Annotated in this window: 11 protein-coding genes; 8 read left to right on the forward strand and 3 right to left on the reverse strand. The window is 71.1% G+C overall.

Features of this window, described 5'->3' with window-relative positions; genetic code table 11:
- The first annotated feature begins 320 nt into the window (after positions 1–320).
- The 6 genes from FV226_RS13855 (at position 321) to FV226_RS13880 (ending at position 10,121) form a co-directional block, all read left to right on the forward strand.
- Positions 321–1,595: an FAD-dependent oxidoreductase gene (locus tag FV226_RS13855; protein ID WP_147763366.1), complete on the forward strand. Its 1,275-nt coding sequence runs from the start codon at positions 321–323 to the stop codon at positions 1,593–1,595.
- A gap of 33 nt (positions 1,596–1,628) precedes the next feature.
- The gene (locus FV226_RS13860; protein WP_147763367.1) at positions 1,629–3,413 is read left to right on the forward strand and encodes a NirA family protein; all 1,785 of its coding nucleotides are present in this window, start codon (positions 1,629–1,631) and stop codon (positions 3,411–3,413) included.
- A complete protein-coding gene (locus FV226_RS13865; RefSeq protein WP_147763368.1) occupies positions 3,410–5,014 on the forward strand; it encodes a sulfite reductase subunit alpha in 1,605 nt (534 codons plus the stop codon). The genes FV226_RS13860 and FV226_RS13865 overlap by 4 nt, the downstream gene beginning before the upstream one ends.
- Positions 5,015–5,148: 134 nt before the next feature.
- On the forward strand, positions 5,149–7,836 hold the full coding sequence (locus FV226_RS13870; protein ID WP_147763369.1) for a nitrate reductase: 2,688 nt from the start codon (positions 5,149–5,151) through the stop codon (positions 7,834–7,836).
- Between the two features lie 44 nt (positions 7,837–7,880).
- Positions 7,881–9,359: a siroheme synthase CysG gene (cysG, locus tag FV226_RS13875; RefSeq protein WP_147763370.1), complete on the forward strand. Its 1,479-nt coding sequence runs from the start codon at positions 7,881–7,883 to the stop codon at positions 9,357–9,359.
- A gap of 180 nt (positions 9,360–9,539) precedes the next feature.
- Entirely contained in the window at positions 9,540–10,121 is a 582-nt protein-coding gene (locus FV226_RS13880; RefSeq protein WP_147763371.1) for an SCO family protein, read from the forward strand.
- A gap of 24 nt (positions 10,122–10,145) precedes the next feature.
- Here FV226_RS13880 and FV226_RS29085 read toward each other — a convergent pair whose 3' ends face one another.
- Both FV226_RS29085 and FV226_RS13885 read right to left on the reverse strand, forming a co-directional pair.
- Positions 10,146–10,619, reverse strand: a complete 474-nt coding sequence (locus FV226_RS29085) for a glycosyltransferase (protein ID WP_348644107.1) — start codon at positions 10,617–10,619, stop codon at positions 10,146–10,148.
- 21 nt (positions 10,620–10,640) lie between these two features.
- Positions 10,641–12,014 carry a glycosyltransferase gene (locus FV226_RS13885; protein WP_348644108.1) on the reverse strand — a complete coding sequence of 458 codons (1,374 nt, stop codon included), beginning with the start codon at positions 12,012–12,014 and terminating at the stop codon, positions 10,641–10,643.
- Positions 12,015–12,185: 171 nt separating this feature from the next.
- Between FV226_RS13885 and FV226_RS13890 the strand changes: the two genes are divergently transcribed.
- A complete protein-coding gene (locus FV226_RS13890; protein WP_246686180.1) occupies positions 12,186–13,016 on the forward strand; it encodes a transporter substrate-binding domain-containing protein in 831 nt (276 codons plus the stop codon).
- Between the two features lie 363 nt (positions 13,017–13,379).
- Positions 13,380–15,098, forward strand: a complete 1,719-nt coding sequence (locus tag FV226_RS13895; RefSeq protein ID WP_147763373.1) for a lysine--tRNA ligase — start codon at positions 13,380–13,382, stop codon at positions 15,096–15,098.
- 46 nt (positions 15,099–15,144) lie between these two features.
- Here the strand turns inward: FV226_RS13895 and FV226_RS13900 are convergent, their stop codons facing one another.
- On the reverse strand, positions 15,145–16,332 hold the full coding sequence (locus tag FV226_RS13900) for a putative zinc-binding peptidase (RefSeq protein ID WP_147751512.1): 1,188 nt from the start codon (positions 16,330–16,332) through the stop codon (positions 15,145–15,147).
- Positions 16,333–16,393 lie beyond the last annotated feature (61 nt).

Below are 16,393 nucleotides of genomic sequence, written 5' to 3' on the forward strand. Positions count from 1 at the left end.
CCGGAGCCGTCGCGTTCGCACATGCCTGCCTGATCAGCGCTCAATAGCCTGATCTTTGTGCAGCGCACGCGTGTGATCGAAAGGCCCGCGAAGGTGCCGTTCGCGTTCCCGGCGACAGCGGGCGAACCGTATCCTCACGAATTGGCACGGAACCTGCTGAGATCGCCTGCCCCGTCAACGACGACGGGCAACACCGTCAGCGAGGCCGCTGAACCGATGTCTCCTCGCGGGCGGATACGCTCGCCCGAGGTCGATCGGCGGCGGCTTTTTTCGTGGCGGACGTGCCCGCGCAGTTTTTCGAGGACGAGACCCTTCCACCGATGCTCACAGCGCAGACGGATCAGGTTCCAGCGGCGGAGATTCCGCGCGAGAGGCTCGTCGTGGTCGGCAACGGCATGGCCTCGTTGCGCTTCCTCGAACGGCTGACCGAAGGGTCGCCCGGCCGCTACGACGTCACCGTCGTCGGCGCCGAGCCGGTGGCCGCCTACAACCGTGTGCTGCTGTCCTCCCTGCTCGGCGGCGAAGTGGACGAGGCGGCTTGCGCCTTCCGCGGGCTCGACTGGTACGAGAGCCACGGCATCCGCCTGATCACCGGCGCCCCCGCGACGCAAGTCGACCGCGAGAACGCGCTGGTCGTCGTCGGCGAGACCCACGTGCTGCCCTTCGACAAGCTGGTGCTGGCGGTGGGCTCCGTGCCGATCCGCCTGCCCAAGCCCGGGATGGACCTGCCCGGCATCATCACCTTCCGCGACCTCGCGGACGTGTCGGCGATCCGGAAGGCGGCGGTCGAGCACGCCAAGGCCATCGTCATCGGCGGCGGCCTGCTCGGATTGGAGGCCGCGGTCGGGCTGGCGCGGCTCGGCGTCAACACCACCCTGCTCCACGTCATGGACCGGCTGATGGAGCGTCAGCTCGATCATTCCGCCGCCACCCTCGTCCGTCGGGCGATGGAGGCGCGGGGCGTCAAGGTGCTGCTCAAGGCCGACACCGACCGCGTCGAGGGCGACGGCCGGGTCGAGCGCCTGATCCTCGCCGACGGCACGGTGCTGCCGGCCGACCTCGTCGTCATGTCGGTCGGCGTGCGCCCGAACCTCGCCCTGGCGCAGGGCGCAGGGCTCGAGACCGGCCGCGGCATCAAGGTCGACGACCGGATGACCACCTCGGACCCGCGGATCTTCGCGCTCGGCGAATGCGCCGAGCACCGCGGCATGGTCTACGGCCTCGTCGAGCCCGCCTACGAGCACGCCGAGACCCTGAGCCGCCACCTTTCCGGGCAGGAGGCGCGGTATTCCGGCACGGCGCTGTCCACGAGCCTCAAGGTCTCGGGGCTGCCGGTGTTCTCCGCAGGCGTCGTCGACACGCCCGAGACCGCCGAGGCGATCGTGATGAGCGATCCGGGCGCCGGCCTCTACCGCAAGCTCCTGATCGAGCGCGACCGCCTGATCGGCGCGGTCTTCGTCGGCGACATCGGCGAGCAGGCCCGATGCAAGACACTGATCCGCACCGGCGAACCGGTGGGAGACCAGATCGACGACCTGATGTTCGGGCGCCCCGCGACGGCGGCCGACCCCCTCGCCGAGACCTTGGCCGCGTGAGCAAGGATCTTGGCCGCGTGAAGGAGGCGGACCATGGCTGAAGACTTCAACGCCGAGCAGAAGCGCTACCTCGAAGGCTTCGCCTCGGGCGTGGCCGCCGCCCGGCTGACGGGCGGCCTGGCCATCGGGCAGGGCGGTCCGCCGCCCGAGCCGACCGGGCCGGACGCGATCCACATCAAGGCGCAGGACGCCACGGTGAAGGCTGGCGGCAAGCTCTGCGAGCAGGAGAAATGGAAGCGCGCCGAGAACCCGTTCGAGGGCCACAACCGGCTGAAGGTCGAGGCGGCGACGGGCAAGGCGCCGAAGCCCGAGGACAACTTCCGCTGGCGCTATCACGGCCTGTTCTGGGTCGCCCCGAACCAGACCTCGTTCATGGCCCGCCTGCGCATCCCCAACGGCATCCTGCACCACTGGCAGTTTTCAGGTGTCGCCGACCTCGCCGACGCGCATGGCGGCGGCTTCGTCCACGTGACCACGCGGGCCAACCTCCAGGTGCGCCACATCGCGCCCGAGCACGCCCAGCCCTTCCTCGACGGGCTGGTCGACATCGGGCTGACCGCGCGCGGCTCGGGTGCGGATAACATCCGCAACGTCACCGGCTCGCCCACCGCCGGCATCGATCATCAGGAGCTTCTGGACACCCGCCCGCTCGCCAAGTCCTGGAACAACTGGATCATCAACGACCAGTCGCTCTACGGCCTGCCGCGCAAGTTCAACGTCGCCTTCGACGGCGGCGGCATCGTCGCGGTGCTGGAGGAGACCAACGACATCGGCTTCCAGGCGATCGAGGTGCTGGAGGGCGCGAGCGTCACGCCGGGCGTGTGGATGCGCCTCGTGCTCGGCGGCATCTCCGGCCACCGGGATCTGGCCCGCGACACCGGCATCGTGTTGAAGCCCGAGGATTGCAACAAGGTCTCAGACGCGATCATCCGCGTGTTCATCGAGAACGGCGACCGGACGAACCGCAACAAGAGCCGGATGAAGTACGTCCTCGACGCCTGGGGCTTCGACAAGTACCTCGCCGCGGTCGAAGAGAAGCTCGGATACAAGCTCGACCGGGTCGATCCGGCCCACGTCGTGCCGCGGAAAGCCACCGACCGGTTCGCCCATGTCGGCGTCCACGCCCAGGTGCAGCCCGGCCTCAACTGGATCGGCGTGATCCTGCCGGTGGGCAAGATCATGAGCGATCAGGTCCGCGAGCTCGCGCGGATCGCGCAGGAATGCGGCGACGGGCAGATCCGCATGACGGTCTGGCAGAACTTCCTGTTCTCCGGCGTGCCCGACGTCAAGGTCGCCGAGGTCGAGGCGCGGGTGGCGGCGCTCGGCCTCACCACCAAGGCGGCGGGCATCCGCTCGGGCCTCGTCGCCTGCACCGGCTCGAACGGCTGCAAGTTCGCCGCCGCGGACACTAAGGGCGACGCGATGATCATCGCCGGCCACGTCGAGGCGACGCTCCCCGAGCTCGACGTGCCGGTGAACGTCCACATCACCGGCTGCCACCATTCCTGCGCCCAGCACTACATCGGCGACATCGGCCTGATCGGCGCCAAGGTGGTGGTCTCGGAGGAGGGCGACACCGTTCCTGGCTACGACGTCGTGGTCGGCGGCGGGTTCGCCGAGAACCCGAAGATCGGCACCGGGATCTGGACGGCGATTAAGGCCGAGGACGCGCCGTCACGCGTCGAGGCGCTGCTGCGCACCTACCTCGCCCGCCGCACCGGGCCAGAGGAGAGCTTCCAGACCTTCACGGCGCGAACGGGGCCGGAAGCCCTGCGCGACCTTGCCGAAGAACAGCCAGCCCTCAAGGCAGCCGCATGAGCGAGCACGTCTCCCCCCCCCTCGTCCTCGTTCCCGAGAACGCCCCGTTCTCCGCCGACCAGCGCTCGTGGCTTTCGGGCTACTTCGCCGCCCTCCTCGGCCCGGCGGTCGAGGGCGCCACCGCGATCGGCACGGCCGAGATGCCCGGCGGCCCGAAGCTCGCCGACAACGACGACGCGCCCTGGCACGACCCGTCGATGCCGATCACTGAGCGCATGGAGATGGCCAAGGCCCGGCCCGAGCCGCAGAAGCTCATGGCGGCGATGGCCCAGCAGGATTGCGGCCAGTGCGGCTACAACTGCGCCGACTACGCCAACGCCATCTTCCTCAAGAGCGAAGCGCGTCTGAACCTCTGCCAGCCCGGCGGCAAGGAGACGCTCCGGATGCTGAAGAAGCTCGACGAGGAGTTCGGCACGGGCGACGCGGCCGCCCCGGCTGCGGCCGCAGGCGAGGCGGCGGCGGCGGACAAGCCCATCGACCTCGGCCCGCTGGGCTATTGCCGCGAGAACCCGGTCGAGGCGATCTTCCTCGGCCGGCGCCGGCTCAACGAGCCAGGCGGCGAGAAGGAGACGTGGCACGTCGAGTTCGACCTTAGGGACACGCCGATCACCTACGAGGCCGGCGACTCGCTCGGCCTCTTCCCGGCCAACGCGCCGGCGCTCGCCGACGCGGTGATCGCCGAGCTCGGCGCCCGCCCCGAGCGGGTGATCGGCGGCAAGACGCTCCGCGACCGGCTGATCGCCGACTACTCGCTCGGCGCCGCCCCCGACGGTCTCTACCAGCTGCTCTCGCTGCTGACCTCGGGCGAGGCCCGCCGCAAGGCCAAGGCGCTCTCGGCCGGCGAGGACCCGGACGGCGACGCCGCCTACCTCGACGTACTCGGCGCGCTCCACAAGTTCCCCGGCGCGCGTCCCGACGCCGAGGTGTTCCTCGAATCCCTCGACGAGCTGCAGCCGCGGCTCTACTCGATCTCGTCCTCGCCGAAGATGGATGCGGGCAAAGTCTCGCTAACGGTGGACGCGGTGCGCTACAACCACCGCTCGCGCCTCCGGCTCGGCGTCGCCTCGACGCATCTCGGCGAGCGCATGCCCGAGCAGACCCGGGCCAAAATCTACCTGCAGAAGGCGCACGGCTTCGCGCTCCCCGCGGACCTTTCCACCGACGTGATCATGTGCGGCCCCGGCACCGGCATCGCCCCGTTCCGGGCCTTCCTGCGCGAGCGCGCGGCGACGCAGGCGCCGGGGCGCAACTGGCTGTTCTACGGCCACCAGCGCCAAGCGAGCGACTTCTTCTACAAGGACGAGCTCACGCAGATGCGCGACGACAAGGTGCTCACCCGCCTGTCGCTGGCCTGGTCGCGCGACGGCACCGAGAAGACCTACGTCCAGGACCGCATGCGCGAGACCGGCGCCGACCTGTGGAAGTGGCTGGAGGGCGGCGCCCACTTCTACGTCTGCGGCGACGCCAAGCGCATGGCCAAGGACGTGGAGCGCGCGATCATCGACGTGGCCGCCCAGCACGGCGGCAAGTCGCCCGACGAGGCGGTGGCCTATCTCGGCACCCTGAAGAAGGCCGGTCGCTACCAGGCCGACGTGTACTGAGCGGCGACGGTTCTTCCCTTCCCCCCTCTGCGGGGGAGGAAGACTCCGCAAATGCCCGGCCCGACTCTTGCTGCCCTCCGCCGCGCCGGCCGACGTCGAAACCACCAAGACGTCGAAACCACGAGGACCTTGCCATGACCGTGCACGTGCCGGAGCCCAAGGTCTCGAGCCAGGCTGCAGCGGTTCGGACCACCTGCCCCTATTGCGGGGTCGGCTGCGGCGTGATCGCGACGCCGGACGGGACGGGCGGCGCCGGGATCGCCGGGGACACCGCGCATCCGGCCAATTTCGGCCGCCTGTGCTCCAAGGGCTCGGCGCTCGGCGAGACGCTGGGCCTGGAGAACCGCCTGCTGCATCCGCACGTCGACGGCGTGCGGGCGTCTTGGGAATCGGCGCTGGGCACGGTCGCCGGCGCCTTCCGCCGCACGGCCGAGAAGCACGGGCCGGACGCGATCGCCTTCTACCTCTCCGGGCAATTGCTCACCGAGGATTACTACGTCGCCAACAAGCTCGCGAAGGGCTTCATCGGCACGCCGCACGTCGACACCAACTCGCGCCTGTGCATGTCGAGCGCGGTCGCCGCGCACCGCCGCGCCTTCGGCTCCGACACCGTGCCCGGCTGCTACGAGGACCTCGACGAGGCCGACGTGATCGTGCTGGTCGGCTCCAACACCGCCTGGTGCCATCCGATCCTATTCCGCCGGATGGTGGACGCGCGCACGGCGCGCGGCACCAGGCTGATCGTGGTCGACCCGCGCCGGACCGAGACCGCCGAGGAGGCCGACCTGTTCCTCGGCCTCCGGCCCGGCACCGACAGCGCCCTGTTCTCGGGGCTGCTGGTGCATCTCGACCGGGTCGGCGCCTGCGACGCCCGCTTCGTGGCCGACCACACCTCCGGCTACGACGGCGCGCTCGAGCGGGCGCGCGCCATCGCGCCGACGCCGGCCGCCACCGCCGCGGCGACCGGCCTGTCGGAGGCGGACGTGTCCGCCTTCTTCGACCTGTTCGCCGGCACGAAGCGCGTCGTCACCGCCTTCTCGCAAGGGGCCAACCAGTCGGCACAGGGCACCGACAAGGGCAACGCCATCATCAACTGCCACCTCGCCACCGGCCGCATCGGGCAGCCGGGGGCGGGGCCGTTCTCGCTCACCGGCCAGCCCAACGCCATGGGCGGGCGCGAGGTCGGGGGCTTGGCCAACATGCTGGCCGCCCACATGCACTTCGCACCCGAGGAGGTCGACAAGGTCCGCCGCTTCTGGAACGCGCCGAACCTCATCACCGGCGAGGGGATGAAGGCGGTGGCTTTGTTCGACGCGATCGCACGCGGCAAGATCAAGGCGCTCTGGGTGATGGGGACCAACCCGCTGGTCTCGATGCCGCAGGCCGACGTGATCAAGGACGCCCTGAAGGGCCTCGACCTGCTCGTCGTCTCAGAGGTGATGGCCGATTCCGACACCGCCAGCGCGACGGCCAAGAAGACCGTGCTGTTGCCGGCCCTCGCCTGGGGCGAGAAGGACGGCACCGTCACGAATTCCGAGCGCCGGATCACGCGCCAGCGCCGCTTCCTCAAGGCGCCGGGCGAAGCGCGGCCGGACTGGGCGGTGCTCGCCGACGTCGGGCGCCGCCTCGGCCACGGCGCCGCCTTCGGCTTCACCTCGGCGGCGGCGGTGTTCCGCCAGCATGCTGCGCTCTCGGCCTTCGAGAACAACGGCACCCGCGACTTCGACATCGGCGCACTCGCCGACATCGGCGACGCCGCCTACGAGACGAACCTGCCGGTGCAGTGGCCCCTGACGAAGCGCGGCGGCACGAAGGCGCGGCTGTTTTCGGACGGACGCTTCTTCACCTTCGACAAGCGCGCCCGCTTTGTCGCGGTGCAGGCGCCGGCGCTGGCCCAGGCCACGAGCGAAACGATGCCGTTCGTGCTGAACACCGGGCGCGTGCGCGACCACTGGCACACGATGACGCGGACGGGGAAGAGCCAGCGGCTCTCGGCCCACCGCCCGGTGCCCTTCGTCCAGGTCCACCCCCGCGACGCCACCGCCGCGAATCTCGCCGAGGGCGGCCTCGCTCGGGTCTCGACCGCGCACGGCGCGGCCGAGCTGGAGGTGATCGTCACCGAGGCGGTGGCGCCCGGCACCCTGTTCATGCCGATGCACTGGAACGATTCGAACGCCTCGATGGCCCGCGTCGGGGCGCTGGTCCGGGGCGTGCCCGATCCGCTTTCGGGCCAGCCTGAGCTGAAGGCGACGCCGGCGGCGATCGCGGCGGCCTCTTACCGTTCGCGGGGCTTCCTGCTCAGCCGCGACCCGGTGACGACGCCGGCCGGGTGGTGGTGGGCGCGGGCGGCGATCGGCGGCGGCTCGGGCCTGCAATTCGCCACGCGGGAGGGATCGCGGGAGGCCATGCTGCTGATGCGCGGCCTGTTCCAGGGGCTGGAGCTCGCCGAATACGCCGACCACGCCCGCGGCCGCTACCGCTGCGCGGTCTACGACGGCGAGCGCCTCGTCGCCTGCCTCGCGCTCGGTCCCGAGGCGGGCCGGCCCGACTGGGAGGCGGCCAAGGCCCTGTTCGCGGGGGCGGTGCCCGGCGCGGCCGAGCGCCGCGCCCTGCTCTCGGGCCGCGCCGCCACCGCCGGCGCTGGACCGGTGGTCTGCGCCTGCCACGGGGTCGGGCTCGACGTCATCACGGCGGCCATCACGGGCGGCGCGGGCTCCGTCGAGGCGGTGGGCGCAGCCTGCAAGGCCGGCACGAATTGCGGCTCGTGCATCCCTGAGATCCGCAAGCTGCTGCCCGAGGCGCTTGCGCGCGACGCCGCGTAGCATCAGGTTCGTCCGTGACCCAGACGAGATCCAAGCCGACCCTCATGAGCACGCCCCGCCAGCCGCGCGAGACCCGCGCCGGCCTCGAACCCCTCGCCGTCCTCCCGGTCTTCGTGCCGCTGCAGGGCAAGCGCGCGGTGCTGGCCGGCTCGAACGGCGGCGCGCCCTGGAAGGTGAAGCTGCTCGCCGCCGCCGGCGCCCACGTCGACGTCTACGCGGCGGAGCCGAGCGAAGAGATGCGAAGCGTGCCGGGCGAGGTCGTCGCCGGCAGCGTGACCCTACACGAGCGCGCCTGGGCGCCGGACGACTTGTGGGGCTCGGCCTTCTGCATCGGCGCGATGGATGACGAGGCCGAGTGCGTTGCCTTCGTCGCCGCCGCGCGCGGCACCGGCGCCATCGTCAACGCCGTCGACCGGCCGCATCTCTGCGACGTGAAGTTCGGCGCCATCGTCAACCGCTCGCCCTTGGTGGTCGGCATCTCGACGGAAGGCGCGGTGCCGGTCTTCGGGCAGACCGTGCGGGCGCGCATCGAAGCGATGCTGCCGCGCGGGTTTTCGCGCTGGGTCGCGGCGGCGCGGGACTGGCGCGAGGGTGTCACCGCGCGCTTCCACGGCTTTGCCGAGCGCCGCGGCTTCTGGGAACGGTTTTCGGATCTGGCCTTCGCCGAGCCGGACCGGGCGCCGACGGACGCGGACCTCGAACGGCTGCTCGCGCAGACCGAATCCGCGCCCAAGGGCGGGGCGGTGACGCTCGTCGGCGCCGGGCCGGGCGACGCCGAGCTGCTGACGTTGAAGGCGCTGCGTTCCTTACGCAACGCCGACGTGATCCTCTACGACGACCTCGTCGCCCCCGAGATCCTGGATTACGCCCGCCGCGAGGCGCGCACGATGCTGGTGGGCAAGACCGGCCATGGGCCGTCCTGCCGCCAGGACGACATCAACGCGCTGATGGTCTCGCTCGCCAAGTCCGGCAAGCAGGTGGTGCGCCTCAAGTCCGGCGACCCGCTGATCTTCGGCCGCGCCGGCGAGGAGATCGAGGCCTGCCGGCAGGCCGGCATCCCCGTCGCCGTGGTGCCGGGGATCAGCGCGGCGCAGGGTGCGGCGGCCTCCCTCGGCGTCTCGCTCACCCACCGCGACGCGGCGCGCCGCCTGCAATACGTCACCGGGCACGACCGCCGCGGCGCGCTGCCAGACGACCTGAACTGGGGGGCGCTTGCCGATCCCTCGGTCACCACCGTGGTCTACATGCCCAAGCGCACCCTGCGGGTGCTGCTGGAGCGCGCGGTCGCCGAAGGCCTCGCGCCCGCGACGCCGGCGCTCCTGACCTTCAACGCCACCCGCCCCGATCAGCAGGTTGTGACGGGCACGGCCTTCGACCTTGCCGACCGCGCGGACGCGGCAGGCCTGGACGGTCCGGCGATCCTGATGATCGGCGAAGCCCTGCGCCACACGAAGGCTTCGTCCGCCCTCGACGACGTGGCCTTGCCGACGCCGTTCGAAGCAGCGGGCTCCGTCGCGTCCTGACCGCGTTGGTCGAGGCCTCACGCGGTCGGCGCTTGATCGGCGCGCCGGCGTCCAGGCGGATGGCCGTGGCGGTGGATACCGAGGCCTGAGGCAAAGCGCCAGGGTCCTTAGAAGTGCCCCGACCTTGCCACCCGCGGCCGCCCATGCTGTTCCAGCGGCCTTCGCGAGAAGGTCACCTCCATGCGCCGCTCCCTCCTGCCCATCATCGCCTTCGTGCTCGGCTTCGTCGGGCTCACGGCCGCGGCCGTGTTCACGCTGATGCCGGAACGGACGGAGGTGGCGGCTTCGAGCGTCGGCGGGCCGTTCACGCTAGTGGATCAGGACGGGAAGGCGGTCACCGAGGCCGACTTCGCCGGCGCGACGCACCTCGTGTTCTTCGGCTTCACCCACTGCCCCGACATCTGCCCGACGACCCTGCAGCAGATCTCGGACGTGCTGGCGGCGCTCGGGCCGAAGGCCAAGGCAATGAAGGTCGCCTTCATCACCGTCGACCCGGATCGGGACACGCCGGCGAGCCTCAAGGCCTACCTGTCGAGCTTCGATCCGCGGATCACCGGGCTCACCGGCAGCCCGGCCCAGGTGGCGGCGTCCGTGAAGGCTTATCGCGCCTACAGCCGCAAGGTGCCGGGCAGGGACGGCGACTACACGATGGAGCACACCGCCCTGGTCTACGTGATGGACGGCAAGAACCGCTTCCTCGGCGCGCTCAACCTGATGCGCCCGGCCGACGAGACGGCGGCGGAACTGGCCAAGCGGATCTGATCGGCCGCCCCAGGCGGCCCGGCCTCACGCCGCCGGGCGTCGCGGACGCAGCACGCCGCTGCGCGAGGTGCGTGACAGCCCGTGCTCCGTCTTGTTCCACTGCGAGGGCGCGCGGACGAACTCGATCACCGCGAGCCACGCGGCGACGCTCACCAGGGCGAAGTAGAACGGCATCACCGGCACGAACCACAGGAGGTCCCACCAGCCCCGGCGGATGCATCCGAGCGCCGGCGGCAGGATCAGGGCCGTGATGCCTGACAGGAACAGGGTGATCGCGACGGCGATGGGGAGGTTGCGCCAAAACTCGGGTGCGACCGGAATCTCGAAGAGCAGGAAGTCGGCGCACGCCCAGACGAGGAAGACCGGGTAGACCAGCGCGGAGGCGACCGCGCCGGGAATCAGCGTCGCGGCGCAGAGCGTGTCGAGGCGCCCGAGGCGCCGATAGGTTTCGATGGGGTTGCGGCCGTGGGTGACGGTGGTCTGCAGGAACCCCTTCATCCAGCGGACGCGCTGGTGCAGTTAGGCCCGCAGCACGATCGGTGCCTCCTCGATCGTCGCGCTCGGCAGGTCGCCGACGTGGTAGCCGGCGCAGGCCAGCCGCATCCCGAGGTCGGCGTCCTCGGTGACGTTGCGCGCGTCCCAGCCGTGCAGCTCGCGCAGCACCGCGGTGCGGACGTGCATCGAGGTTCCCCCGAGCGGCATCGGCAGGTGCCAGTGCGCCAGCGCCGGGTTCAGCACGTCGAACAGGCCGGCATATTCCAGGGCGAAGCACCGGGCGATCCAGGAATCCTCCGGGTTGTCGATCACCAGGCGGCCCTGCAGGCAGGCGGTGCTGGCGGGCGCCCGCGCAAAGATCTCGGCGGCGAGGCGCAGCTGGCCCGGGTCGGGCACGTCCTCGGCGTCGTAGACCACGAGCAGCTCGCCGCGGGCGAGAGGCAGGGCGACGTTGAGCGCCCGCGGCTTCGTCCGCGGCCGGCCGTCGGGAACCGCGATCACCTCGAAGCGGGCGGGCAGCGGGATCCGCGCGAGGGCGGCGATAGTGCCGGCATCGTCCGCCTCGACGACGAACTTCAGGTCGAGCTTGGCCAACGGGTAGTCGAACCGGGCCAGCGCCGAGACGAGGCGCGGCACCACGCGGGCCTCGCGATAGAGCGCCACGAGGACGGTGTACGTCGGCAGGTCGCGGTCGTTCAAGGGCGCGACGACTGGTGGCGGCACGGTCGGGGAGGGGATGAACAGGGCTCCGACGCGGAACATCGCCATCGCCAGGAACAGCGTCTGCGCCGCCACGACGAGGATCAAGGCAAGGATCGGCGGCAGGGCCTCGAAGGCGAGAGTGCCGGCGCAGGCGATCAGGGCGGCGAGCGCCAGACCCGGCCCGAGCGGCCGGGTGCCGAAGGCCCAACCCGGCGCCTTCGCTTCCAGGTCGTCGGCGGCGTACTGGGCGATGGCTTTCGGCATCGCCGCGAACAGGGCCGCGCGCAGGCGCGTCGGGCTCGTCACCGCAGGCATCCGCCCGCGCGGACTGCGCCCGGCGAGCAGTTCGGCGATCTGCCGCCCGCGCGGCGCCAGCACCGCCGGGGCGCCCGCCCCCAGCACCAGCGGCGCCATGCCGAGCGACAGGCTGTCGGGGAAGCGCGCGCCCATGCCGAGCGGGATCGGCCCGTCGAGGTACTCGGCCTCGAGGGCTTGGGCGAGGGCCCGGTAATACGGTTCCTCGTCCATCAGCCCGGCGCGCAGAAGGGCGGTCGCCGCGTCGGTCCCGCTCGCCTCGGCCAAATCCGCGGCGCGACGCAGCAGCTCTGGATCGACGCCCGCGTCCGCCAGGAACGCGATCTCCGGCGGCAAAGCCGGTGGGCCGGGGGAGGGGCCGAGGAAGCGGAGGAACGACACGGGGCGCCGGCTGCCGTCGGCTCCAGGACGTGCTAAGGCGAGGACGTGAGCCGGACCCCCTCCCCATCGCGCCGTCGGCGCTCCGCGATCATAGGCGCGCGCGCTCAGGGTGCAAGGACGATGTCCTTTTCAAAGACTATTCTCTTAGCGCTCTTCGCCTGCGCCGCCGCGATGCCGCGGGCCGGCGCCCAGCCCGTTGCCGCCCCGCAAGCGCCCGCGGCGGTGACGGTGCCCAACTTCTGGAACCCGCGCAGCCGCGGCGAGCGGGTCGAGGCGCCGCAGACCGGCCGGGCCGTGCGCTTCCTGACCGACGACGAGTTCCCGCCGCTGCACTTCGCCGGCCCCGACGGGAACCCGACCGGCTTCGCGGTGGAGCTGGCCCGCGCCGTCTGCGAGAAGCTGGCGATCACCTGCACCGTGCAGGCCCGGCGCTTCGACACCCTCCTCGACGGCCTGACCGAGAAGCAGGGCGACGTCGTCGCCGCCGCGATCCCGCTGACGCCGACGCTGCGGGCGACGTTCGCCGCGACGCGGCCCTATTTCCGGTGGCCGGCGCGCTTCGCCGCCCGCGTCGACCGGGGCCTGCCGGTTCCCTCGGCGGGCGCGCTGGCGGGCAAGTCGGTGGCGGGCAAGTCGGTGGCGGTGGTCGGCGGCAGCGCCCACGCCGCCTACCTCCAGGCGTTCTTTCCCAAGGCCGAGGCGAAGCCGTTTTCCGACCTCGCCTCCGCCGAGGGCGCGGTGAAGCGCGGCGAGGCCGACTACGTCTTCGCCGACGGGCTCGGCCTCGCCCTCTGGGTCGGCGGCCTGGAGGCGGGCAATTGCTGCGCCCTGACCGGCGGCGACTACCTGGAGAACCGCTACTTCGGCGAAGGCATCGGGCTGATCACCCGACAGGAGGACGCGGCCCTGTCGCGGGCGCTGGACGACGCGCTCCAGCGGGTGTGGGACGACGGGAAGTACACCGAGCTGTACCTGCGGTTCTTCCCCGTGAGCCCGTTCTGATTCAGGGCCATCGCTCGAAAGCGCCGGCCCTGTGTTCCTGACGCCTCGATCGCCGGCGCCCGCCTCCGCGGGCTTGGGTTTGGGCTTGGGCTTGGGCTTGGGCTTGGGCTTGGGCTTGGGCTTGGGCTTGGGCTTTCGCTCCGCAGTGCGCTCTTCGCGCCCTGCGTTCCGGTCCTTTTCGGATTTCGCATCGCGGTAAACCGCACGAGAGCATTTTCAGTGATCTTTGCATCACCGAAAATATTCTCACTTGTTGCGGGATTGCATTTTCTTCACGCGAGCCGGCATCCCCCTCGCTCGAAAATGCTCTAGGGTGCCGCACCCGCAAAAACCCCATGTCACACGCGAAGCGTCTCGAAGCCCATGTCCGCGCCTCTCCACCTCGACCCCGACCTGATCGAGGCCGCAGCCCACGCCGCCGCCTGGCCGTTCGAGGAGGCGCGCAAGCTCGTGGCGCGGCTGGAGCGCCGGCCCAAGCACGAGGTGCTGTTCGAGACCGGCTACGGCCCGTCGGGCCTGCCGCATATCGGCACCTTCGGCGAGGTGGCGCGGACCTCGATGGTCCGCCACGCCTTCAGGGTCCTGACGAAGGACGCCGTGCCGACCCGGCTGATCGCGTTCTCCGACGACATGGACGGCCTGCGCAAGGTGCCCGAGAACGTGCCCGAGCGCGCGATGCTGGCCGGCCACCTCAACCAGCCGCTGACCCGGGTGCCCGATCCGTTCGGGACGCATGACAGCTTCGGCGCGCACAACAACGCGGAGCTGCGCCGCTTCCTCGACGCCTTCGGCTTCGACTACGAGTTCCGCTCGGCCACCGCGTGCTACCGCTCCGGTGCGTTCGACGAGGCCCTGATGCGGGTCGCGGAGCGCTACGACGCGGTGATGGCGATCATGCTGCCGTCGCTGCGCGCCGAGCGCTCGGCCTCGTACTCGCCGTTCCTGCCGCTTCACCCGGTGACGGGGGAAGTGATGCAGGTGGTGATCGACGCGGTGCATGCCGACAAGGGGACGCTCGCCTGGCGCGACCCGAAGACGGGCGAGGCCTACGAGACGCCGATCACCGGCGGCCACGCCAAGCTGCAATGGAAGCCCGACTGGGCGATGCGCTGGGTGGCGCTCGGCATCGACTACGAGATGGCGGGCAAGGACCTGATCGACTCGGTGAAGCTCTCCGGGCAGATCGCCCGGGCGCTCGGCGGCGAGCCGCCGGAAGGCTTCAACTACGAGCTGTTCCTCGACGAGAAGGGCCAGAAGATCTCGAAGTCGAAGGGCAACGGGCTCACGATCGACGACTGGCTCGCCTACGGCACGCCCGAGAGCCTGAGCCTGTTCATGTACAACAAGCCGCGCGAGGCCAAGCGGCTGTTCTTCGACGTGATCCCGCGGCACGTCGACGAGGTCCTGAACTTCTCCGAGCGCTACGCCGGGCAGGACGCCAAGCTGCGCCTGGGCAACCCGGTCTGGCACATCCATGCCGGAAACCCGCCCGCGCCGGAGCGGATCGGGGAGGGCGCGGAAGGCGGGGCCAAGGGCGGCGTGAGCTTCGCGATGCTGCTTAACCTCGTGGCGGTGGCCAACGCCGAGGAGCCGGGGGTGCTCTGGGGCTTCATCCGCCGCTATGCCGCCGACGTCGGACCCGACACCCATCCCGGCCTCGACCGGCTCGTCGGCCATGCGCTGGCGTACTTTCGCGATTTCGTGCGCCCGGCCAAGAGCTACCGCGCGCCGAGCCCGGAGGAGCGCGCAGCCCTCGAGGACCTCTCCGCGTCGCTCGCCGAGCACGACGGCTCGACCGATCCGGAAGGCCTCCAGGCGGTGGTCTACGAGGTCGGCCGGCGGCATTTCCCGGACCTGTCGGGCAAGGGCAAGAGCCCGGACGGGCGGCCCGGCGTGTCGCAGGCGTGGTTCACCACGATCTACAACGTGCTGTTCGGCGAGGCCCGCGGCCCGCGCTTCGGCTCGTTCGTGGCGCTCTACGGCGTGGCCGAGACCCGCGCCCTGATCGAGAAGGCGCTGTCGGGGGACCTGCTCGCCGAGCACGCGGCGTTCAAGGCGGACCGGGCGGCGAAATCCACCTGAGGAAGACTGCCCTTCGCCGCGGCCGGACGCAGGGTCCCCGCAGCGCTCACGCGTTCGGCACCGCCACCTTCTGGCGCAACCCCGCGATCACCGCGCGCAGGATGTCGGCGCCCGCCTCGGCGCCGGCCTGGGGACCCATGTCGCCGCGCACCGCGTAGATGCGCTCGTGGACGAAGGCGAGCTTGGCGATCACCGCGGGCGTCAGGCGGAACGGGTAGAGGTCCGGCTGGCCCATGCTGCGCGAGAGCGAGTTCACCGCGTAGGTGAGGGGCAGCCACGCCGCGATCAGCTTGTCGAGGTCGGGGGTGCGATAGGGGTCGAAGTCGATCACCACCGGCTCGCTCGGCCCCCGGCGCAGCTGCGGCCGCAGCTGCAGCGCGAAGGTGGATGCGGTCTCCACCGTGTCGACGATGTGCAGGTAGTGCGCCCAGGTCTCGGCGAAGTCCTCCCACGGGTGGCTGGTGGCGTAGGCCGAGACGTAGGATTCCTCCCAATCGCTCGGGGCGCCGTGGGCGTAGTGGGTCTGCAGGGCGCCGACGTAGTTCAGGCTCTCGTCGCCGAACAAGTTGCGGAACGTCCACAGGTGCGGGCTGTTCTGGACGAGCAGGTACCAGAAGTAATGCCCGATCTCGTGACGGAAGTGCCCGAGCAGGGTGCGGTAATGCTCGCCGAAGCGGATCCGGCGCCGCTCGCGCTCGACGTCGTCGGCCTCGGCGATGTTCATGCTGATCAGGCCGTTGAGGTGGCCCGTCAGCACCGGCGGCCCGATCAGGAAGCTCTCGGACGGGTCGACGAGGAAGTCGAAGGCGAGCCCGTCGGTGTAGGCGGCCCGCGTCGCCAGCGGCAGGTCGAGGCGCAGCAGCGAGTAGAACAGCCGGTGCTTGGCCGCCTCCACCTGGCGCCAGCGGGTCAGGTTCCAGGCGAGCGTCAGGTCGGGCACCACGCGGTTGTGGCGACAGGTGACGCAGAACGTCTCGGGCGCGTCGTCCGGGACGAGCCAGTTGCAGGCCGCGTGCCGGGCGTTGGCGCAGAACCGGTAGCGCGGCCCGGGGCGTGCGTAGGCGTGGAAGGTCTGCGCCGCGCCCGAGCCCGGATGGGCCGATTGCCCGGACGGCTCCAGCGCCGAGATCTCGTGCACCTCGCAGACGTAGCCGAGGCGCCGCTGGCAGCTGTCGCAGGCCGTGCTCTCGAACGTGAGCGGCTGGTCGCAGGCTTGGCACTGGAAGATCTTCATGGCGGGTCCCGGCGCCCGAGGCGGGCAAGCACCCTGTCGTCGAAGGCGTCGTCGGCAGATG

Source organism: Methylobacterium sp. WL12, assembly GCF_008039475.1.
GTDB lineage: Bacteria > Pseudomonadota > Alphaproteobacteria > Rhizobiales > Beijerinckiaceae > Methylobacterium > Methylobacterium cerastii.